Genomic DNA, 21,327 nt, shown 5'->3' with positions numbered 1-21,327 from the left:
ACACATGGCTGGCCAACGCATCCTCCTGATCCAGGGCCACCCGGACGCCGTGACCCCACACCTGTGCCATACCCTGGCCGAGGCCTACGCCGAAGGCGCAGAGGCGGCCGGTCACGAGGTGCGCTGGACCGATGTCGCCCGGCTCGACTTCCCGCTGCTGCGCAGCCAGCAGGCCTGGGAACATGGCGAGCTGCCGCCTGCGCTGCAGAGTGCGCAGGACGACATCGCCTGGGCCGAGCACCTGGTGCTGTTCTTTCCGCTCTGGCTGGGTGACATGCCGGCCTTGCTCAAGGGTTTTCTGGAGCAGGTGGCGCGGCCCGGTTTTGCCTTCACCGCCGAGGGCGGCAACCCCTTCGGTCGCAAGGGCCTGACCGGACGCAGTGCGCGCGTGGTGGTCACCATGGGCATGCCGGCGCTGGTCTACCGCTGGTACTTCCGGGCCCACAGCCTCAAGTCACTGGAGCGCAACATCCTGGGTTTTGTCGGCATCGCGCCGGTGAACGAGACGCTCGTCGGCATGGTGGACAAGCTGGGCGAGGCCGGCGTGACCAAGTGGCAGGGCAAGATGCGTGCGCTGGGGCGGGCGGCGTCCTAACGCGCATCGTGTGGCGGCAGGCCTGTAGTAGAGTGGTTGCGCCTTCAGGCACCACAAAAATCAAACTGCAGGAGACCACCATGCCTTCACTGTTCCCGGCCCGTCTGCGCGGCCTGCTTGCTTTTGCCCTGCTGGCGCTGGCCGTGTGCCAGGCTGGCGCCCAGACCAAACCCAAGGTGCTCGATGCCGGCATTGCCAACCCGGCCTCGGCGATCTACATCGGCAACAGCTTCTTTTATTACAACAACAGCCTGCACGGCCATGTGGGCCAGCTCATCACCGAAGGCCTGCCGGGCTTTCGGCACCGTGCCACCTCGGTCACCATCAGCGGCTCGGGCTTCGACTGGCACGATGTGGATTCGTATTTCCGGCCCAACGCCATCGGCGGCTATTCCTTCGGCCCCAACAATGTCGTCTCGTTCAACAAGCTCGACAAGTTGTTCGACGTCGCCATCATGATGGATTGCAGCCAGTGCCCGCTGCATCCCCAGCTCAAGAGCGTGTTCACCGAGTACGCCCGCAAGAACAGCGAAACCGTGCGCAAGCATGGCGCCAAGCCGGTGTTCTTCATGTCCTGGGCCTACCAGGATGCGCCGGAGATGACGGCCCAGCTGGCCGAGGCCTACACCCGGGCCGGCAACGACAACAACGTCTTTGTCATTCCTGCCGGTCTGGCCTTCGCCCGTTCCATCCAGCAGATGCCCGCGCTCAACCTGTACGCACCCGACAAGCGCCACCCCAGCCTGGCCGGCACCTACCTGGCAGCCTGCACGGTTTATGCCTCGCTGTTCAAGAAGTCGCCCGTGGGGCTGACGTACAACGCCGGCCTGTCGCCGGAGATCGCCCGCCATCTCCAGACTGTGGCCTGGGAAACGGTGCAGGCCTACCACCAGCCCTGAGCCAGCGGCCGTGCCTCAGTGCCAGTGCCGGGGTCCGCGGTAACCACCCCAGTAACCAAAGCCCAGCTGAATGCCGATGGGCGGGTAGTAGGGCTGCGGGTAGTAGACCGGGTAGGCCGCAGGCGCGACCACCACCGGCGCGGGCTGCACATACACCGGCTGCGGTGCGATGGCGTTGCTGGCCGGTGTCGTCATCGTCGGGTTCGTGCCGACCGGGGTGATCTGGATCGCCACCGTGCGGCCCGGGTCGTAGGGCAGCTGTGCCGTGTACTGCTTGCCGGCGTATTCGTAGACCACGTGGTAGACCGTGCCGCGGTTTTCGTAGACGGTCTGTACACCGCAGCGCTGCACGTTCTGCAGTTGCGGTGCGGGGCTGCCTTCGATCTTGTCGCCAAGGGCGGCACCGCCGACGAGGCCGATCATGGTGGCTGCGGCCTGACCCGCGCCACTACCGACTGAGTTGCCGATGGCCCCGCCGGCAATGGCGCCCATCACGGCACCTGCGCCCGATTTGGGTGCCTGCACCGCCACCTGTTCGGTGGTGCACACCTGCCGCGGCACCGCCATCTGCTGCACGATCGGGGTGGTGGAAATCACGCGCCCGACTTCCTGCGCCAGACACAGGCCGCTAGCCAGCATGGCCGCAGTCAGTACCACTTGTTTTTTCATTGGCTTCAACCTTTCCGTGAGCACAGGCAGACAGCATGCACGATGGCCTTCGTGGGCGGATTTCGCTTCTGTAAAGCTGCGGTAAAGCGTGCTGGATTTCAGGTGAAGGACGGGCCGGTGGCGTCAGAAACCACCGCGGCTCCAGCCCCCTTGGCCGCCGCTGGTGCCACCACTGCGCGCACGCATGTCGCCACCCCGCCGTCCGCCCGGGCTGTGGCTGTCCTGTGCCGGGCCCGCCGTGTTGCCGGGGCCGGCAAAGGTGGGAATGGTCGAGAGCAGCAGCTGGTTGGCGGTCTGTTGCTGCTCGGGGTTCAAGGCCGCGTACAACTGTTTCGCAGCTTGCTCGATGTCTTCCAGCGCGGTCAACCGGTTCTGCAGGTTCTGCACCAGACCGACGACCTGCTGGGGCGCCGGTGTGTCCGCCGATGGCATGACCGGTTTCTCGCGGTAGTACTGCGCGGTGTAGGCGTCCACCTTGCCCGCATAGGTCTGCCACAGGGCCTGTTGCTGCGGCGTCAGGGCCAGCTTGTCGTGCAACTGCGCCAGCGTGTTGGGGTACTGGCCGGTGGCTCCCGGGTACTGCAGGGCGCTGACGGATGCTGGTGGTGCGTGCTCGCCAGCAGGCGGTGCCGGCGGCACCTCCGTCTGCGCCTGGACCACCCACGGCGCCAGCATGAGCAGAGGCCAAAGGGAACACTTCTTCATTGCCACTCCTTGTCTTGAGACCGGGCACGAGCCTAGCCCGGCCAGGTGTCACGACACCGGTCAGGCTGGCAAAGAAGTGTGAAGTTGCATGAGGCGGTGGTGCGACCGCCGCCGCTCAAGACGCGGTCAGCAAGGCCGGCCGCTGACCGTGCGACAGCTTGAACACGGCCACGGCCTGAACCAGTTCCTGGGCCTGCCCGCGCAAGCTGGAGGCGGCCGATGCCATCTCTTCCACCAGCGAGGCGTTCTGCTGTGTCGACTGATCCATCTGAACCACAGCTTCACCGATCTGCGCCACGCCGGAACTCTGCTCCGAGCTGGCGGCACTGATTTCGCCCATGATGTCGGTCACGCGCCGGATGCTGCTGACCACCTCGCTCATGGTGGTGCCGGCCTGGTCCACCAGCGCGGTACCTTGTTCGACACGCTCCACGCTGTCGGTGATGAGCGTCTTGATTTCCTTTGCCGCTTCCGCACTGCGGCCGGCCAGACTGCGCACCTCGCTGGCCACCACGGCAAAACCGCGGCCCTGTTCGCCGGCACGCGCGGCTTCCACCGCGGCGTTCAGTGCCAGGATGTTGGTCTGGAAGGCAATGCCGTCAATGACGCTGATGATGTCGGCAATCTTGCGTGAACTGTCGTTGATGCCCTTCATGGTGTCCACCACCTGGGCCACCACCTCACCGCCCTTGACGGCCACCGTGCTGGCGCTTTGCGCCAGCTGGTTGGCCTGGCGGGCGTTGTCGGCGTTCTGTTTGACGGTAGAGCCCAGTTCCTCCATGGAGGCTGCGGTTTCTTCCAGCGCGCTGGCCTGGCTTTCGGTGCGGGCCGACAGGTCCTGATTGCCCTGGGCGATCTGGTCACTGGCGGAGGCCAGTGCCTCGGAGCTCTGGCGAACGGTGCCAACCACTTTTTGCAGGGAGCTCTGCATGGCCGCCATAGCGCCCATGATGCTGGCCTGCGCGTCTTGCTGCAGGCGGATGCGGGAGCTGAGGTCGCCCTCGGCAACCGCATTGGCGATGGCCATCACCTCGCTCGGCTCGCCACCCAGCTGCTGCGTGATGGAGCGTGCCGCCACGATGCCCACCATCGCCCCCAGCACACCCAGGGTCAGCAGCACGCCGATCAGCACCAGCAACTGGCGCTGCAGGCTGGTGACGCGGCCGTCGAGCAGCTGCCCCAGCACGTCCATGGCCATGTCGTTGAGCTTGACCTGCACATCAATCGTCTTGGTGAGCAAGGCGAAGTAATCCCCCGGCGCATAGCTCAGCTCTTCCGGTGTGATCACCTGCTCGGTGGTCAGCTTGATGGCCTGCTGCGTCAGCGACACCATCTCCTTCACCTGTCCGTCTAGGGCCTGCTTGACGTTGCCGTTGGCTGCGGCCGACTTGCCGTAGGCCAGAAGCACACGCTCCTTCTCCGCCCCGATGCGTGCCATGAAGACGGCCAGCGCTTGGCGTTCGGCCGGTGAGGCCCCCTTGTTGCTCAGCATGACGCTGCCGCGGGCGCGCGACTTGCCCAGCTCTTCGCTGAGAACCGGCAGGGCATACAGCACCGACTGGATCAACTGGTAGCTGTCAAGCTCCGGGTCCAGCGACAGGCCGAAGGCATCGGCCAGCCGGTCGGTCAGCGCAAGCAGTTTTTCAATCACGGCGGTGTGGGCCGCAAAGCTCTGCGGCGCCACCAGGTTGCCGGCGGCCACCTGGCTGCTCAGGGCTTTCCAGTCCTTCTGGATCGTCTGCCATTCGGATTTCAAGGCCGCATCCAGCAGGCTTTCACCTTCGATCAGCGTCGCCAGCGCCTGGTAGGCCTTGTCGGCCTCGCTCTGCTTGTTGCTGCGATCCGACTGCGCCGCTGTGTTGCCGCCCAGGGCCAGCGCGCTCAAACCGCGGTGTTGCTGCGTGAGCTGGATCACCTTCAGGGCTGCTTTGGTGAACGGAATGCCGTGCGCTTCGACTTGCGCCAACTGCATGTTCTGGTAAGCCATCCGCATGTACAGCAGCGTGGGGGCGAGCGTCAGCACGAACCCGATGGCGCCGAGCAAGGCAAAGCGGTTGATGACTTTCAGATTGCCAATGAATTGCATGTCGAGATCCTCTTTGTTGGTGCTGAGAGGAACGTCGATGCCTCACATCTCAGTCAAGGACCTCGCTCCTGCAGCTTGTTTTTTGATGACCCACCTAAATGTCGACATACGATCATGGGTATCCATTGGGAGTAACCCTCGATTTCCATCGGGGGGCAGAAGGCTGAAACAGCCGTTAGAACACCAACCGTTGATGCGGATCAAACCCGTCAACGCGAGGCGCCGAGGTTTCGCGTCACTTCGGCGGCAGGCTGCCCACGCAGCGCATGGCCAGCTCGACCCAGCGCTCCAGCCCTTCGTCGAGCGCGGCATCGGCATCCACCCAGATGAAGCCGCTCATGGGCCGGCCGCTGGACGCCATGCGCGTAGCGCCCGGGCGTGCCAGCGCCTCGGCTTCCAGTGCCTTGCCCACACGGAACAGGTAGCGCCCCACGCCCGCGCCGCACACCAGGTGCCCCTCCCACATCCAGCACCAGGTGCCGAACATGCGTTTCTCGGTGAAGTGGTGTCGTTGCCGCAGCGCGCTGCGCATCAGATCGACGAGATGAGGGTCGAAGGCCATGGGCTGAGTTTATTGGCGCGAGTGCAGGCCGATGGCATTGCCTTCGGTGTCCTGCACGATGGCGATGAAGCCGTATTCGCCAATGCTCACCCGGGGCTGGCACACCGTGCCGCCGGCCGCGGCCGCCCGAGCCGCTTCCACGGCGCAGTCCAGGCACGTGAAGTAGACCATCGTCCCGCCGTTGCCCGGCTTGTTGCGCGGGCTCTTCACCAGGGCGCCGGCGCAGCCGGGGACGGACATGTCCATGGCGAAGAGCGCCATCTGCGTGTCGCCGCTCGATGCGGCTGGCAGGTCGGCCAGAGGGCGCTGGAACACCGTCTCGTAAAACTTCCTGGCGCGCGCCATGTCGTCCACGTACAGCTCAAACCAGCCGACCGGGTTGAAGTTCTGGCTCATGTTGTCCTCCCTGATGTGCAGCCTGCAGTGTAGAAGGGCCTGCGGGCCGCCGCAATCCTTGTTGGTGAGGGTGCGGTGCTAGCATGGCTGCGTTTCAACGTGCATAGCGGGAGGAAACCGTGAACAAGTCCAGAGTCGTGCTGGTCCTCATTCTGGTGGCGGGTGTGCTGGGGGCAGCCTACTTCGGCTGGATGCGCCCGAGCGAGGTGGCGCCCGAGCCGGCTGAGCCCCCGGTGCCCGTGCCAGCTGCTGCGCCTGCGCCCGCACCGGTGGCATCCCAACCCGCCATCCAATACCCACTCCCTGCTGCCGAGCCCGAAGCGCAGCCCAAGCAGCCGTTGCCGGCCCTGGCCGACTCCGACGCCTATGTGCAGGCCGTGCTGACCGATCTGCTGGGCAAGAAAAACGTGCTCACCTTCCTGCAGCTCGACAGCTTTGCCCGCCGCGTGGTGGCCACGGTCGACAACCTGGCACGCGAACACGCGCCGCCCATGGTCTGGCCGGTGAACCCCACACCCGGACGTTTCAGCACCCGCGGCCAGGCGGGCAGCGAGACCATCCACCCTGACAACAGCCAGCGCTACACCCCGTTTGTGCTCTTCGTGGAATCGGTGGACACGGCGCAGGCCGTCAGGCTCTACGTCAGCCTGTACCCGCTGTTCCAGCAAGCGTATGAAGAGGTGGGTTTTCCCAAGCGTTACTTCAATGACCGGCTGGTGGCGGTGATCGACCAGCTGCTGGCCGCACCGGTGCAGGACGGCCCGGTGGGTGTGGGCCTGGTGGACGTGAAAGGGCCGGTGCCTTCCGAACGCCCCTGGGTGCGTTATGAATTCACCGACCCGAAGCTCGAAGCCCTCTCTGCCGGGCAGAAGATGCTGATCCGCACCGGCCCTGTGAACCACCGGCGCCTGCGTGCCAAGTTGCTGGAGGTGCGCAAGCTGGTCACAGGGGCTGCCGTGGCCCCGGCGTTGGCCGCCAGCGCGCCACGGCCGTAGCGCGTAAGCACTCAGAGCGCCAGCATCAACCCTTCGCGCGCATCGCTGCGGCCGGCCAGCAGTTGCTGGTAGGCGGCGGTCACGGCTTCGGTGCCTCGGGCTGTGCGGATCGTGAGCCAAGGCTGGCTGGGGTTGTTCACGGTTTGCAGGAAGGCCTTCCAGGCCAGTCCCAGATGTTGTTCAAAGCCGCTGGGCCCCCAGCCCTCGGGCGGTGGTGCAACGCGCTTCTTGACTTGGGCCGGGGCAAAAAACAATTCGGGCTTCGGTCCGGGCAGCCGACCACCGCTACCGAGCGACTCCCAGTGGCTGCCGCCAACCGAGCAGCTGTAGGTCAGCGCGTTGCCGAAGTGCTCATGGATCGTGCGGCGTAGCCCGGCATTGCCCGCGAAGTCAATGTAGACCGTGGGCACGCTGGGGTCCAGCGCGGTCACCTGCTCATAGGTGCTCACCGCGCCATAGCAGCCCAGCCCGTGTGTGAACGCCAGATTGGCATCCGATGTGAGGCCGTGTACCCGGGGGGCACCGTCGCGTCGCGAGAGACAGAAGGCCGTGCCGTAGGCTGTCTTGCTCGACGCGCTGGACAGCAGCAGTTGGTGCGCACCAAAGAACCCGTGCTCGGCCATGAAGTCGTCGATCAGGAAGGACGTTGTGAACAACGGGCGCAAGACGGCCTGTTGGCCTTCGAACGCCGGGTCGTAGCCTGGGTCGGTGGCACAAAACACCAGTTGGTTATAGACGGCGGCCAGTTCGCGCCGGTGTGCAGCGCCGTCCATGAAACCGTGCCGGTTCACGCGCGCGGGCTGAACCACCAGGTAGTGGCCCATGGGCAGGTAGCCATAGACGCGCTGGCCGGTGCTCACCTCCGCGCAGCGCGACTCCACTATCTCGGCGAAGCCCCAGACCGGGATGCAGCCCCAGCCCTCGGCACCGCTCGGGAAGAACTGCCAGTATTTCATCTTGTCGCCGAAGGCCGCGTAGGTGATGTTGTTGGCCGTCAACGCGAAGTGGTCCACGCGCAGGCGCACCTCGCCCTCGGCCAGCGGGCGCGCGGCCGGCGCATCGGGGTCGCTCAGCAGGCGGGTGGCGTGCAGGTCGGTGCGGCCGACGCAGAAACGGAAACAGGTGCTGGCATCCATCGGGGCTTCTCCAAAACGATGCGTGAGCATGCCTGCACCCAGCCGGCGCCGCAGTCACCCAAGCGATAAGCGTCGACGCCCCGCGCCGCCGGCTTAGCGGGCCTTGCGCGTGGCCACCAGCCCCTGTACCAGCGCACCGAGCGCAATGCCGCCCAGCGCCCACAGCAGATCGAGGTTGCCGGTACCCAGGCCGGCAATGGCCGGGCCGGGGCAGACGCCGCACAGGCCCCAGCCAATGCCGAACAGCGCCGCGCCCACGGCGGTGTCGCGGTTCCATTCGCTCGGGTGGGTGTGAAAGTAGTCGCCCAGCAGCGGGCGGTTGAGTAGGCGCGGTACCACTTTGTAGGCCAGCACCACCACCAGCACCGCGCCGCCCATCACCAGCATGAGGCCGAAGTCGGAGAAGTGCAGGAAGCTCAGCACCACCTCCGGCCGCACCATGCCCGAGAGCGAGAGGCCGAAGCCGAACAGCGCACCCGCGGCCAGCGTGGCCAGAACGCGCGGCAGGGAATTCTGTTGCATGCTCATGCCAGCCACCTCGCAGCCAGGTTGGCGGTGAGGAAGGCCGTGGCCATGAAGGTCAGCACGGCCATCAGCGACGGCCATTGCAGCGAGCCCAGCCCACAGATGCCATGGCCCGAGGTGCAGCCGTTGCCCAGCCGCGCGCCGTAGCCCACAAAGAAGCCACCCAGCAGCAGTTGCCAGGCCGGCACATGGGTGCTGAGCGGTGTGCCATCGGTGAAACCCAGCCACCAGAGGGCGGCGCCCACAACCAACCCTGCCGCGTACACCAGGCGCCAGCCGCGTGAGCCGGTGAAGCGCGGCTGCTGGAAGAACGGCCCTTTGACGACGTAAGACCAGGTGCTGGAAAACACCGTGCTCATGCCGCCGATGCGGCCGGTGAAGACAAACAACAGCGCCGTGCCGAGGCCGATCAACAGGCCGCCCAGCAGGTAGTGCTGCCAGCCCAAGGGGAAAAGAGAGGTCAACATGGGGCCGGATTATCCCCGCGTCGCGCTCAGCTTGCCCGTGTCCACACCAGCAGCAGGTTGTTGGCCGGCATGGCGTGGCGCGCGGCCAGCCGCAGGCCGGCGTGCTGGGCCTCGCGTTCCACGTCTTCGCGCCGGCGGATGCCCCAGGCCGGGTCTTGTGCGCGCAGGCTCTGGTCGAACGCCAGGTTGCCCTCCGACGTGGGCACCCCGTCTTCCAGATACGGGCCGTAGGTCGCGAGCTGGCCACCCGGCGCCAGGTGGCGTGCAGCGCCGCGCATCAAGGCCGCACAGCAGGCCCAGGGCGCGATGTGCAGCATGTTGGCGCAGTAGATCAGGTCGAACAGCGGGGCTTGGCCTGATGCGTCATCGGGCAACCAACGGTCTGACAGCACGTCCAGCAACCGGGGCGGCTGCACATTGCGCAAGTGCGCTGCGGTCGCGTGGGCGGTGATGGACGGAAAGAGATCAACCTGCGCATCGCTGGGCAGCCACGTCCATTGCGGCATCTGGGCGGCGAACCAGGCCGCGTGCTGGCCGGTGCCGCTGGCAATCTCCAGCGCGCGGCCCTGCATGGGCAGCAACTGGCGCAGCATGTCAAAGATGGGGTGCTTGTTGCGTTCGGCGGCGGGGCTGAAGGCGGGTTCGGTCATGGAGTCGGTGACGGTTCTTTTATGGAAAAACAGGTTGTTTTGCTCTTGGAATATGCGCGGCAAGCTATCGAAAATATAGCAATCTTGTTTCGGTGAAAGGTCTAGTTCTTGAATTTCCAGTATTGCGTGCCGCTGGGCGCGGGTACCGGCTCCAGTCCGTATCTGGAGGTGGCATGCAGACCCTTGACGATGAGATAAGAAAGGTCGGACAGGATGTTCCGGCTGTCCGCGACATAGGCATGGCCGAGGCCCCAGAAGAGATTGGTATCGACGTTGGTGGCATCAATGGTCTCGATGCCTTTGACGACGACCAGCCCTCCCTCCGAATCGCCAGCACGGGGCTCGCCGTTGATTTTCTTGGCGGCAGCCAATGCCCCGTCGCGCGATGACGCATACAAAGTGACCGAGGACTTGCTCGCCACAAGTGCCGGGACGATATTGTTCTTGAAAACGTCGGCGTCAATGTCTGGTGCCGCGAGGATGATCTCCTTGAAGACCCGCAATTTCGTGGTGTCAATCTCGTTCTTCAGCGCGGCGAAGGCCTGTGTCAGTACCCGGTTGCCCATGCTGTGCGCCAGCAAGGTGATGGAGGTGAATTTTGAATTGACCGCAAGATCCTTGAGAAAGGCTTTGAGGTACACGATGGCCTGGTCCGCATCGTTGCCATCCGTGACGTAGGAAAGCGTGGCGCCGTTCGAGGGCCAGCTGTAGAACATGGGAACACCCGGAAATTCGATGTCATGTGCAATCTGCGCAGTACGCCTGGCGGCATCCTCGAACGTGTTGTTGTAGCCATGGATGAACACCAGCGCGGAGTTTGTCTTTTTCTCTGCGATCGTGCTGTTGAGGTCGCTCATGAATTCGTTTCTGTTGCGCAGGTTGAGCCGCAGCAGAACCACATGCTTGGCCGGGTTCTCAAGATATTTCCGCAGCAACGAAGGAGCTTCCAGTTCTCCAGTTTTGTGATCCCGCGGAATGCTGACTTCGCAATGGCCGTAGCTGATGGCTCGCCCGCGTTCCGACGCAAAGAAATCGCGCGGTGAACTGGCGGTGGGGACCAGCTTGCGATCCGTGCCAAAGAAGACCTTGACAACCTTGTAGGGAGCGACTGGGCTCGGTTGAGCGGGCGTGGGCATGGCTGCGGGCTTGGCCGGGGGCGGGATGACAATCGGCGCCGTGACCACCGGGGCCGGTGCAGCCGCCTTGGGCTGGTCTGCAGGCGCCGCGCCATGTTTCACCAGAGCGGCCCACCGAGCCGAACCGCGCGATGTCTCCAGGATGGTGGCCAGTTCCTGGGGGCTGGAGCCAACCGTTTCAATGCCATATTCAGCCATCTGGCTCTGGAACTCGGGTGACTGGACGATTGCCGTGAGTTCCTTGTGCAGGGTTGCCACGATGTCTTGCGGTGTGCCGCGCGGCAGCAGCACCGCGTACTGGGACAAGGCATCAACCCCCTTGATGCCTGCTTCCGCGAACGTTGGAACGCCGGGCGCCAAGGGCGAACGATGGTTGCCTGTCACCGCCAGGGCACGAATCTTCTCTTTGGGTCTGAAGAACGCCACGCCATCCAATGTGGCAAAGGCCACCTTGACATCGCCGGATGCCAGTGCGGTGAGTGTGGCTGCATCCGTGCGGAATGGCACCCGCGTCATCGTCGTTTTCGTGTCTTGCCTGAACTGTTCACCGGCCCGGTGGCTGGGGCTGCCGGTTTCCGAGGTGCCGTAGGCAACCTGGCCGGGCCGGGCGGCGGCGTAATCCAGCAGTTCCTTGGCCGAGTTGACCGGAACGGACGAATCGACGATGAGAGCAACGGGAAGCTGCGCCAGCAGCGAGACCGGTACGAAGTCCCGCTGCAGGTCGACCACGGGCGTGAGCTGGCCGGCTGTGTCTGGGAAGCTGCCAATATTGCCCAGCACCATGGTGTAGCCATCAGGCGCTGACTTGGCAACGCGTTCGAAACCGATTTGCCCCATGGCTCCGGCGTGGTTCTCAACCATCACCGACTGACCCAACCGCGTACTCAGCCGCTGGGCAACCATGCGCGCCAGACCATCAGTAACCCCGCCTGCGGCGTAGGGAACAACCAGAAGAAGGGGTTTGGCGGGATAGGGCTGGGCGATGGCGCCCAGCGGGCATGCAATCGCCATGATCACGGCGCCCAGTTGAGCGCGCCATTGCCGAAGTGTCTTCATCGCTGCCTCCCTTGCTGGCTTGTTGCAAGCGCATTGGGGGCAAAGCATGCGACGGATGCCGGCAAGTGTCAAACCGTGCCGAGGCCTTCCCGATTGAAGCCTCCGCCAACCTGTGCCGCGGCCGGGTTCAGTCGGCCACGAACTCGTAAGAGACTTCTTCGCTGTCTACCATGTCCAGAAACTCGTTCAGTTCGTCTTCGCTCTCGGTGCCGCTCCAGGTGCCTTCCGGGTCGGCGGTGTAGAGCGGTTCCACCGCCAGATCGAGGTAGGTGCCGCCGGGCATGCGGATCATCGGCGTGCCTTCGGAGGTTTGCACCAGCTCCCAGCCGTCGGGCACGGACATCTGCAGCTGGATGGTGACGTTGAGTTTCTTCATGGCGGATGTTCCTTGTGTGTTGCTTGTGGGTGAGGGCGCGAGCTTAGCCCAAAGCCAGCCACTCAATGCCGCTCCACAGAGAAAACGTTGACAACGTGGCGGCCGCGGGGCGGCAGATGGCCGCAGGCGGGCCGCGTCAGGTGATGGTGTTTTCGTACAGCACCAGCCGGCTTCGGCCGCTGTTCTTGGCGCGGTACAGCGCAGCGTCGGCGCGCGCCATCAGCGACTCCAGTGTCTCGCCCGATGGGCGGTACTGTGCGTGGCCGCTGCTGAAGTCCAGCGTGCAGGGCAGGCCGGCCGCGCTCGCATGGGTGGCCAGCTCGGTGCGCAGGCGGGCATCAAAGGCCTGCGCCGCGGCGGCGTCGGTGTAGGGCAGCAGCACGCAGAACTCCTCGCCGCCCACGCGCGCGCTCACGTCGCCCCCGCGCTGGCAGCGCTGCAGCAACTGGCCGATGAGCTGCAGCGCCGCGTCGCCGACTTCGTGGCCGTGCGTGTCGTTGATGCGCTTGAAGTGGTCCACGTCCAGCATCAGCAGCGACAGCGGGTGCCCGTGGCGCTGCGCCTGGCGCAGCGGGTGGCGTGTCTGCATCGTCCAGCCGTGGCGGTTGAGCAGGCCGGTCAGGGTGTCGGTGCTGGCCAGCTTGTGCAGCTGGCGTTCCGCTTCTTCGCGCCAGGCGCCCAGCATGGCAATCGTGCCCAGCACCAGCGACATGTTGGCGCCGATCAGCGCCGCAATGTTCACCGGCGTGGGGGCACGGAAAAACGGGTACAGCTCGGTGAACCACGCGCCCAGGATGCCGCGCGCCGCGGTGAACCCGGCCATCACGGCCAGACAGCCGAACAGCGGGTAGCGCCAGGCGCGCCGGCCGAAGTTGCGGCTGGTGGGGTAGAGGCAGGCGCGCGCCACGATGAGCAGCTGTGCCGCCAGCACCAGGTTGGCCCAGCCCACGCGCACCGGGTAGCTGGAGAAACTCAGCACATAACCCACCGGCATGATCCACACCAGCAAGCGCAGCAGGCCGCGCAGCGGGCGCGGGCCCAGCCAGTTCTCCAGCGCGCGGTACACCATCCACTGGCTGGCGCAGATGAAGGCCATGGCCAAGGTGGACAGGATGAGGTCTGGCGTCTGCCCGTACCAGAGGCTGGAGGCCAGCAGGCAGATCCAGGCGGCGGCATTGAGGAGCAACGAGTGCCGCGCATGGCTGGCAGCCGGGCTCAGGCCCTGGCCCATGACGAAAGGCAGCGCCGTTGCCATGACCAGCAGGTTGGCAACGTTGACGATGATGAGCGAAGTGGGATCGATCTGCACGGCAGGCGGGGCCCAGGGGGCACAGGCTGTTGCCTAGTGTACTTGCCGCCGGTGACGGGGCGCCGGTTCAGCGCACGCCCAGCCGGGTGCTGAGCTCGGTTGCATCCGGTGCCGCCATGGCTGTGTTGTGCTGGTCCGTGAAGGGCCCACCGCCGGGCACGAGCTGGCCAGCGGCGTCGTAGCCGATGGCCTTGAACTTCCACACCGCGCCCACGCGCTTGAGGTTGCCCACGTGCGCGCCGTCGGGTGTGTGCACGCTGTAGACGTCGGCATTTACGGGGCGCAGGGTGAGGTCGGTCACGGGCGGAACCTTGGGAAGGCCATGAATGAAAATGGGCTCTAGCCCAGGTGGAATATGCGCGAACAGCTACTAAATCAATAGCATTTTACTTTGCAAGGGGCGACGCCTCCGCCCAGGCGTGGATGGCCTTCCAGTCGCGGAAGTCGCCTTCCGGCTGCGCCTTGGACTGCATGATCTTCTTCGTGGCCCAGGACAGGTTGCCGTAATCCAGCGCGCCGGCAAAAGCGCCCACGCCCACCGGCTTGAGCAGTGGCGCAGCCTTCAGCACCGGGTCCAGGTAGGCGAGGGCCTTGGCCATGTTGTCCGGGGTTGGCTCATGCAGCAGCATGCAGACCACAAAACACGCCAGCGGAACCCGGCCCAGCGCTTCGGCATTCTGTTTCACGAAGTCGGCCGCCTCCGGCAGCCACTTGCCCATATACACCGGGGCCCCCAGGACCACGCCTTGGTAGGCTTCCAGGTTGCGAACGTTCTTCATCAGCCGCACGTCCACCGTCGCACCCTTGCCGCACAGTGTCTGGCCGATGGCATCTGCCACACCGCCGGTGGAGCCGTACTTGCTGGCGTAGGCGACCAATATCTTCCGGTCCGCCAGGCTCTTGTCGCCACATTGCGCCTCAGTGAAGGCGATGGGTGCGGCATGGCTTGGCGTTGCAGTGAAGCAGGCCCCCAGCGACACGGCACCGATGAGCCCTTCTGCCAGAGTCAGGACGTCCCGACGGCGCACGCCCTCACGACCACGCTTGTTGATTGCCATTACCGGGCCCTCCCTGCCTTCAGATTTTCATTCTGTTCCAACGTGTCAGGGGCGTCAAACAGGCTCGGCGGCTCCTCTATGAAACGTTCACCCGGGTCAGGGTGAGGATGCTCATTTCAACTGGCTGGTGCCTCGGCCGAAACCAGCTGGCTGCGGCCCGCGTTCTTGGCGCGGTACAGCGCCGTGTCGGCACGGGCCATGAGCGACTCCAGCGTCTCGTCCTTGCCGTTGCACAGGGCATGGCCGGTGCTGAAGTCGATGGTGCAGGGAATCGCCTGCGGCGCAGCCTCGGCCAGTGCGGCACGCAGGCGCTGGTCAAAGGCCTGCGCCGCCGTGGTGTCGGCGTGCACCAGCAGCACACAGAACTCTTCGCCACCCAGGCGGGCGTTCACGTCACCCGCGCGCAGGCACTGCCTGAGCAGGCCGCCGAAAAACGCCAGCGCCGTGTCGCCCACCTCATGGCCGTGCGTGTCGTTGATGCGTTTGAAATGGTCCAGGTCGAACATCAGCAGCGAGAGCGGAAACCCGTGGCGCTGTGCATAACGCAGCGCCTGGTTCGCCTGTTCAGACCAGCCGTTGCGGTTGAGCAGGCCCGTGAGCGTGTCCGTCACCACCAGCGTGCGCAACTGCTGCTGGGCTTCTTCGCGCCAGGCGGCCAGCAGGGCGATATTGCCCAACACCAGCGCAACATTGGCCGCGACCAGCGTCAGCGCGATGATGGGCGAAGGCGTGGTGAAGCCGGGGCTGAGCTCCGGGACAAAGGCGCCAAAGATGCCGCGAAAGGCCATCAGCACCGCCATCAGGAACAGGCAGCCGAACAGCAGGTAGCGCCAGCCACCGCGGCTGTTGCTGTCGGCGGCGGGCAGCAGCGTCGCCCGCGCCTGAATCAGCAACTGCCCGGCCAGCGCCAGGCTGATCCAGGCCACCCGCACCGGGTAGTTGTGAAAACTCAGCGCAAAGCCGATCGGCGTGGCCACGGCCAGCACCACCAGCAGCCGGCCCATGGGCCGCGGCCCCAGCCACAGGCTCAGCGCACGGAAGATCAGCACATGGCTCAGCGACATCAGCGCCAAGGCCAGCGTGGCCAGTACCGGTTCGAGCCACTGCCCGGCCAGGCGTGTGGTGAGCGCCAGCAGCACCCAGGCCCCGGCCTTGAGCATGAGCGAGGTGCGGACATGGCTGGCAGCGCGGCTCAGATTGAGCCCCATCACCAAGGGTAAGGCCAGTGACATCGCCAACAGGTCGGCGATATTGATGAAAATCAGGGTGGAGGTGTCGAGATGCACAAAAAGAAAGAAATCGCAAAAACTACTATGAGTTTATGCGACATTCAGCACGCTCATAAGCATGCATACCACCGGCTCAGGCCTGCCAGACACCAAACCCGGCCGAGCGCAGGTCAATGCCCACTTCCACCTCGCGTTCCTGGGCATCTTTGTAGCTCATGGGGTTGAAGCCCTCATACAGGTCGGGCAGCAGGCGCAGGCCGTACTTGGTGACGTAGCGGTTGGCCTGGATGCCGGCCTTGTGCTTGTCAAAGCGCACATCTGGGTCCAGCCCCGTCATGCCGACGTAGACACAGGGCTTGCCTTCCACATAGCCCGGGTTGTTCTTGCGGAACTTGGGCTCGTACAGCACGTCTTTGGAAAGCTCGATGACGTAGACGTGGTAGTGCGGGCGGCGGGCCATGCTGTGTGTGCAACGCCAGCGCAGGGCGCGCTGCTCACTCCTCGATCTTCACACCCTTCCAGAACGCCACGCGGCCCTGGATGAGATGGGCTTCGGGGGTGGGCTCGGGGTAGAACCACACGGCGTCGGGCAGCATGTCGCCGTTGACCATGAGCGAGTAGTAGTGCGCCTCGCCCTTCCAGGGGCAGGTGGTCTTGTGGTTGCTGAAGGTGACGTACTCGCGCTTGAGCGTGTGCTCGGGGAAGTAGTGGTTACCTTCCACCAGCACGGTGTCGTCACTCTCGGCGATGACGGTGTTGTTCCAGGTGGCTTTCATGAGGGTTGCGAGGATTTTCCTCGGATTGAGTCATTTCTTTGTGAAGACGAGTACGTCGCGATCAATGTTCTGTAGCATGACTTCTCCAACCGCATGTTCTTTACGCTCCCAATCGTAGCCAGAAGGCCAAGCTGCACTCATGATGGACTCGATTTGCGGAAGGTAATCGATGGTTGGAATTCCCAGATACTTTGCTAGGCGGTCAATGTCTCGCGGCATGAAAACCACCTCGGATGCGGGTTCAAAGAACGTATCGAAGCTATGACGTGAAACCTCATCGAAGCTTTCATGTTCGAGTTCAAAGTCATAAACGTAAACAACGGACTGAGTTGAAATCCATTTCTCTAGCTCCTGCTTGTTAAGCGATGCTCCATTCCGATTAAAAACCGGGAGATCTAGATCTGGACACAAATGGTGAAGAGCAGTTAATGCGTCGGTATCCTCATTGTCGATTTCATTAAGATGGTTAACGGCCCATGTTTTCCACGCTTCCAGTGAAGCGAGGGGGTGTGCAACTTTACGAGCAAGATCGACATTGTTTTCGGCTTGAATAACACCCTCCGTGAGTGGCACGGTTCCACATTGAATCCCTCGGTGAGTCGCAATGCCCTCGCTGAAGTATCCATCACGGTGTCGTAAGCGCCCTTTGACTTCGCCGCTTTTCTCCACTAAGTCAATTAGCTCGTTTGTTGGTTGTCTGTGTCGATAGTGGGTCGGATATAAGCGCTTCAGAAGCGAGGCTGAATCTAGACTTAGCCAGTCATTAGGCTGAATGATCGTCCTCGGCTCATTAGTACCGATTTTCACGTTCACAGATATATCCAATGTCGGGCACAGTAATCCTATAACTGCATTAAGACTTGCTGTCGGGGGATCGTCTTTTTTGGTTGCAGCCTCATCAATATCTCCGTATACATGGGTGATGCCGGGGACAGTCCATGTTTTTTCTCGGATTCCCAGAAGTCTCTTCAAGACTTCATCTTCAATGTGGACGGAAATTCGTGTACCAGTTCTCCTCAACTCTTCTGACGTAGATGGTTGCCGCAGCATTGGCCGGCTATCAAGTGAGTCTCCAAATTCAAGAAGCCATTGGTCGCTTCTGTCCGCTGTGGCCCTGCGATAGCGCCGTGTATTAACAATAACTTTGTCACCCAGCATGAATGTGGCGAAGAAGCCAATGCCGAATTGGCCTACGGACTTAAATCCGCTGGCGGCGAGGCCAGGTATTTCAGCGCGCGACTGTTCGCTACTCCAAAATGATGTTCCAAAATCCAGAAGTACTTCTGTAAGTACATAGCGGCTCATGCCAATTCCGGTATCGGTAACATGCAACCAGTTTTGCCCATTTTTGCGCTCGAGTGCAACTTCGATTTGGCCTTCTTCTGGGCCAAGACCGCCAATTGCCCTAAGCGCACGGACTGCATCAGCAGAGTTTTGCAGTAGTTCACGTAGGGCGAGAGATGGGTCGTCGCCGTACAGCTTCTTGCCGCCCAGATTCGCGATCACCTTTGGAACGTCCTTGATCTTCGGGGCAACATTGACCGGTTCCCAGTTTTGCACTTGTACATCTTTGGCGAAGGATGACGGGTCTGCAACTCGCGCAATTGAAGTGGCTGCAAAAGTCCGCCGCCCAAGGTCCCGCATGATCAGTTGTGCATCACGTAACTCTCGGTCAATCATGCATGCGGTGTCATACGCCAACCACCATGCTTTCCTCTCGTCGGGCTCAAATGGACTACCAGAGGTAAGCCGAAGTTCGCCGTTATCTGACCGCGTTGGTTGCCCTAGCTTGGCTTGAAATCGCCAGTGGTCACTTGATATGCCTTTAGGTTGTCGCAGGGCGAATAAAAACCAAGGTGCTCGTTGAGCGTCGATGTGTGCTGCATCGGCAGTACGCAGCAAAAATGCGATCTTTAGAGCATCGACTTGCCATGTGGCTGGTGCTAGAAATGCTGGAGCATTGACATGACGAGTTTCAAAAGACTCACCTACTTTCTTTGTTGACCAGTGATGGCTTTCGGCTAGCTCTCCGATTAATGGACCGTAGTATTCGCAGAGTTGGGGTTGAGAAAGTAATCTAAATCTGCCGCCAGTAGTTTTCTCAGAAACCTTCCATTCCATGGTCGGTAGAAGGCGTGCTTGCTTCGCGTGAAGGAGACGTAGCACTTGGAATAGTGCATCTCTCTGGTCGGCTGATCCATCTGATGGCTCCCTCCCACCAAATTGTTGCGCAATTAAATCCTTCCATTCCGTTGTCGCCTTGACTCCTATGATGCGATTTTCATATGCGGCAAGTACATGTGCTGAGTCATGCAACAGAATTGCTCCGCCTAGAACAAAAGCTTCGGCTGGATTCAGTGGGTAATCGGGCCCTGCTATTTGATCCGCGATACGCCATAGAGCATCCAGATGGGTAATGTCGTGAACAGTTAGATCTGGAAGAAGCCCACCGATTTCTTGGACGAGCTGTGCGACATTCGATCGGAATTCAAGAAATGCTTGTCGAAGAATTGATCTTTGTGCATCGAGTGAGTCGCCTTGGTCTGCGAGAGTTCGCCTCCAAATCGCGAATTCGTCCATGTCAACTTCCCCCCCCCCCTTGTGTTTCTATGAGCTATTTTCCCCAACTATCCTTCAATCCGGTCACCCGGTTGAATACGGGCTTACCCTTTGCATGGTCCTTGCGGTCGGCCACAAAGTAGCCATGGCGCTCGAACTGGAACTTGTCGTCCGCCGCGCAGCTGGCTAGCGCCGGCTCCACGTAGGCCGTCACCGTCTTCAGGCTGTCCGGGTTCAGGCTGGCCAGGAAGTCCTTGCCGCCGGCATCGGGTTGCGGGTCGGTAAACAAACGGTCGTACAGGCGCACTTCGGCGGCCACGCCGTCGTTCACGCCCACCCAGGTGATGACGCCTTTGACCTTGATGGCATCGCTGCCCGGCGTGCCGCTCTTGGTGTCGGGGATCAATTCCGCGTGCACTTCCGTGATGTTGCCGTTGGCGTCTTTCAGCGCGCCCTTGCATTCGATCACGTGGCCGTATTTCAGGCGCACCTTGTTGCCGGGGTAGAGCCGGTGGTAGCCCTTGGGCGGCACCTCTTCGTAGTCGGTGCGCTCGATCCACAACTCACGGCCGAACTTGAAGGCGCGCTTGCCCAGGTTGGGGTGGTGCGGGTGCACCGGGGCCGAGCAATCATCCAGCGCGCCGGCGCCGTGCAGTTCGTCCCAGTTGGTGATGACCAGCTTCACCGGGTCCAGCACGGCCATGGCGCGCGGGGCCTGCACGTCCAGGTCTTCGCGCAGGCAGCCTTCCAGCGTGGAGTAATCAATCCAGCTGTAGTCTTTGGTGACGCCAATGCGCTCGGCAAAGTTCTGGATGCTCTCGGGCGTGAAGCCGCGGCGGCGCAGGCCGACTATTGTTGGCATGCGCGGGTCGTCCCAGCCGGTCACATGCTTGTCGTTCACCAGTTGCGCCAGCTTGCGTTTGCTGGTGATCACATACGTGAGGTTCAGCCGTGCAAACTCGTGCTGGTGCGGCAGTAAAAAGACGTTGGGGCGCTGGCCGTCCAGCGCGTGTTGCAGCAGCGGGGTAAACTGCGCGGTTTCTGTTTTCAGCAGGGTGAAGAAGGCGCCCAGGTCTTTGAGCACGGCGTCGCGGTCGTGTTCCCACTTGGCAAACAGGGCACGCATCTGGCCTTCGGCCGCGCTGGCAAACAGCTTGTCGGCATGGTTGAAACAATGAAGGGCAAATTCCTTTTGTGCTTCCAGGCCTTGCGCTTCGATCTTTTCAATCAAAGCCTTGGCCTGGGCGAACTGCGGCGCGCGCAGCACGGGCACGATGCGCTCCAGCAGCCAGTCGTAAAACGGGCGCTGGTCTTCAAACTCCAGCGTGCAGATGCTGTGGGTGATGTTCTCCAGCGCGTCCTCAATGGGGTGCGCGAAGGTGTACATGGGGTAGATGCACCACTGGTCGCCGGTGTTGTGGTGGGTGGCGCGGCGGATGCGGTAGATGGCCGGGTCGCGCAGGTTGATGTTAGGGCTGGCCATGCTGATCTTGGCGCGCAGCACGGCGGCGCCGTCGGCCAGTTTGCCGTCGCGCATTTCGCGGAAGCGCGCCAGGTTCTCGGCGGGTGTGCGGCTGCGGAAGGGGCTGTCCTTGCCGGGCGTCACAAAGTCGCCGCGGTTGGCGCGCATCTCGTCCGGCGTCTGCTCGTCCACATAGGCGTGGCCGGTTTCGATCAGGTATTCCGCTGCGCGGTACATGAAGTCGAAGTAGTTGCTGGCGTAAAACAGGTGCTGGGTGTTGTGGGCGTCCCAGCTGAAGCCGAGCCACTTCACCGCGTCCAGAATCGAATCGACGTACTCCTGCTCTTCCTTCTCGGGGTTGGTGTCGTCGAAGCGCATGTGGCACACGCCACCGTAGTCGCGCGCCAGGCCGAAGTTCAGGCAGATGCTCTTGGCGTGGCCCACGTGCAGGTAGCCGTTGGGCTCGGGCGGGAAGCGGGTGCGGATGCGCGCTGGGTCGGGCTGGCCCTGTTCGTGGTGCGTGGCGTCGCCGGGCGTGCCGCCCCAGCGGCGGCCGGAATAGGTGCCGTGCGTCAGGTCGTTTTCGATGATCTGGCGCAGGAAGTTGCTGGCCTTGGCAGGGGCCTTGTCGTTGTCGGTAGGGCTGGCGTTACTCATTGGACGATTTTAGGGATTTGCTGA

General features: G+C 63.0%; 22 protein-coding genes. 3 read left to right on the top strand and 19 right to left on the bottom strand.

Going from position 1 to position 21,327, the window contains the following annotated elements:
* Positions 1–4 precede the first annotated feature (4 nt).
* The gene (locus CDE01S_RS03005) at positions 5–595 is read left to right on the top strand and encodes an NAD(P)H-dependent oxidoreductase (protein ID WP_066703871.1); all 591 of its coding nucleotides are present in this window, start codon (positions 5–7) and stop codon (positions 593–595) included.
* A gap of 80 nt (positions 596–675) precedes the next feature.
* Positions 676–1,494: an SGNH/GDSL hydrolase family protein gene (locus tag CDE01S_RS03000; protein ID WP_066703553.1), complete on the top strand. Its 819-nt coding sequence runs from the start codon at positions 676–678 to the stop codon at positions 1,492–1,494.
* A gap of 15 nt (positions 1,495–1,509) precedes the next feature.
* Here CDE01S_RS03000 and CDE01S_RS02995 read toward each other — a convergent pair whose 3' ends face one another.
* From CDE01S_RS02995 to CDE01S_RS02975, 5 genes are all read right to left on the bottom strand, one after another.
* Positions 1,510–2,163: a glycine zipper 2TM domain-containing protein gene (locus CDE01S_RS02995; protein ID WP_066703550.1), complete on the bottom strand. Its 654-nt coding sequence runs from the start codon at positions 2,161–2,163 to the stop codon at positions 1,510–1,512.
* A gap of 123 nt (positions 2,164–2,286) precedes the next feature.
* Positions 2,287–2,868 (bottom strand): Spy/CpxP family protein refolding chaperone, encoded by a 582-nt coding sequence (locus CDE01S_RS02990; protein WP_084382663.1) that lies wholly within the window; start codon positions 2,866–2,868, stop codon positions 2,287–2,289.
* Positions 2,869–2,983: 115 nt separating this feature from the next.
* A complete protein-coding gene (locus CDE01S_RS19135; RefSeq protein ID WP_066703546.1) occupies positions 2,984–4,954 on the bottom strand; it encodes a methyl-accepting chemotaxis protein in 1,971 nt (656 codons plus the stop codon).
* 235 nt (positions 4,955–5,189) lie between these two features.
* On the bottom strand, positions 5,190–5,516 hold the full coding sequence (locus CDE01S_RS02980) for a TfoX/Sxy family protein (protein ID WP_066703543.1): 327 nt from the start codon (positions 5,514–5,516) through the stop codon (positions 5,190–5,192).
* Between the two features lie 9 nt (positions 5,517–5,525).
* Positions 5,526–5,912 carry a VOC family protein gene (locus tag CDE01S_RS02975; protein ID WP_066703541.1) on the bottom strand — a complete coding sequence of 129 codons (387 nt, stop codon included), beginning with the start codon at positions 5,910–5,912 and terminating at the stop codon, positions 5,526–5,528.
* Positions 5,913–6,031: 119 nt separating this feature from the next.
* Here CDE01S_RS02975 and CDE01S_RS02970 point away from each other — a divergent pair, with 119 nt between their 5' ends.
* Positions 6,032–6,907 (top strand): DUF3014 domain-containing protein, encoded by an 876-nt coding sequence (locus CDE01S_RS02970; RefSeq protein ID WP_066703540.1) that lies wholly within the window; start codon positions 6,032–6,034, stop codon positions 6,905–6,907.
* Positions 6,908–6,918: 11 nt separating this feature from the next.
* Here the strand turns inward: CDE01S_RS02970 and CDE01S_RS02965 are convergent, their stop codons facing one another.
* The 14 genes from CDE01S_RS02965 to CDE01S_RS02900 all read right to left on the bottom strand — a co-directional run bounded on the left by CDE01S_RS02965 (position 6,919) and on the right by CDE01S_RS02900 (position 21,303).
* Positions 6,919–8,043, bottom strand: coding sequence for a DUF2855 family protein (locus CDE01S_RS02965; protein WP_066703537.1), 1,125 nt, complete (start codon positions 8,041–8,043; stop codon positions 6,919–6,921).
* Between the two features lie 93 nt (positions 8,044–8,136).
* Positions 8,137–8,571 carry a DUF6691 family protein gene (locus CDE01S_RS02960; protein WP_084382662.1) on the bottom strand — a complete coding sequence of 145 codons (435 nt, stop codon included), beginning with the start codon at positions 8,569–8,571 and terminating at the stop codon, positions 8,137–8,139.
* Positions 8,568–9,035, bottom strand: coding sequence for a YeeE/YedE family protein (locus CDE01S_RS02955; RefSeq protein WP_066703532.1), 468 nt, complete (start codon positions 9,033–9,035; stop codon positions 8,568–8,570). The genes CDE01S_RS02960 and CDE01S_RS02955 overlap by 4 nt, the downstream gene beginning before the upstream one ends.
* A 26-nt stretch (positions 9,036–9,061) precedes the next feature.
* Complete coding sequence (locus CDE01S_RS02950; protein ID WP_066703529.1) at positions 9,062–9,685, bottom strand: DUF938 domain-containing protein; 624 nt, start codon at positions 9,683–9,685, stop codon at positions 9,062–9,064.
* A gap of 101 nt (positions 9,686–9,786) precedes the next feature.
* Positions 9,787–11,877 carry a tripartite tricarboxylate transporter substrate-binding protein gene (locus CDE01S_RS02945; RefSeq protein ID WP_066703527.1) on the bottom strand — a complete coding sequence of 697 codons (2,091 nt, stop codon included), beginning with the start codon at positions 11,875–11,877 and terminating at the stop codon, positions 9,787–9,789.
* Positions 11,878–12,004: 127 nt separating this feature from the next.
* Positions 12,005–12,253 (bottom strand): hypothetical protein, encoded by a 249-nt coding sequence (locus CDE01S_RS02940; RefSeq protein ID WP_066703526.1) that lies wholly within the window; start codon positions 12,251–12,253, stop codon positions 12,005–12,007.
* Between the two features lie 136 nt (positions 12,254–12,389).
* Positions 12,390–13,562: a GGDEF domain-containing protein gene (locus tag CDE01S_RS02935; RefSeq protein ID WP_066703524.1), complete on the bottom strand. Its 1,173-nt coding sequence runs from the start codon at positions 13,560–13,562 to the stop codon at positions 12,390–12,392.
* 67 nt (positions 13,563–13,629) lie between these two features.
* The gene (locus CDE01S_RS02930; RefSeq protein WP_369406354.1) at positions 13,630–13,863 is read right to left on the bottom strand and encodes a hypothetical protein; all 234 of its coding nucleotides are present in this window, start codon (positions 13,861–13,863) and stop codon (positions 13,630–13,632) included.
* An 85-nt stretch (positions 13,864–13,948) separates the two neighbouring features.
* On the bottom strand, positions 13,949–14,620 hold the full coding sequence (locus CDE01S_RS02925) for a flavodoxin domain-containing protein (RefSeq protein ID WP_066703518.1): 672 nt from the start codon (positions 14,618–14,620) through the stop codon (positions 13,949–13,951).
* 116 nt (positions 14,621–14,736) lie between these two features.
* The gene (locus tag CDE01S_RS02920) at positions 14,737–15,906 is read right to left on the bottom strand and encodes a GGDEF domain-containing protein (RefSeq protein WP_084382660.1); all 1,170 of its coding nucleotides are present in this window, start codon (positions 15,904–15,906) and stop codon (positions 14,737–14,739) included.
* 76 nt (positions 15,907–15,982) lie between these two features.
* Complete coding sequence (locus CDE01S_RS02915; protein WP_066703515.1) at positions 15,983–16,309, bottom strand: hypothetical protein; 327 nt, start codon at positions 16,307–16,309, stop codon at positions 15,983–15,985.
* 34 nt (positions 16,310–16,343) lie between these two features.
* Entirely contained in the window at positions 16,344–16,625 is a 282-nt protein-coding gene (locus CDE01S_RS02910; RefSeq protein ID WP_066703512.1) for a DUF427 domain-containing protein, read from the bottom strand.
* Between the two features lie 30 nt (positions 16,626–16,655).
* The gene (locus CDE01S_RS18060) at positions 16,656–19,205 is read right to left on the bottom strand and encodes an HD domain-containing protein (protein WP_084382659.1); all 2,550 of its coding nucleotides are present in this window, start codon (positions 19,203–19,205) and stop codon (positions 16,656–16,658) included.
* Between the two features lie 34 nt (positions 19,206–19,239).
* The gene (locus CDE01S_RS02900) at positions 19,240–21,303 is read right to left on the bottom strand and encodes a glutamine--tRNA ligase (protein WP_066703507.1); all 2,064 of its coding nucleotides are present in this window, start codon (positions 21,301–21,303) and stop codon (positions 19,240–19,242) included.
* Positions 21,304–21,327 lie beyond the last annotated feature (24 nt).

The organism is Curvibacter delicatus NBRC 14919 (assembly GCF_001592265.1).
GTDB classification, from domain to species: Bacteria; Pseudomonadota; Gammaproteobacteria; order Burkholderiales; family Burkholderiaceae_C; genus Hylemonella; species Hylemonella delicata.
The sequence above is the reverse complement of the archived record's forward strand: the minus strand, read 5'-3'. Positions and strand labels throughout refer to the sequence as shown.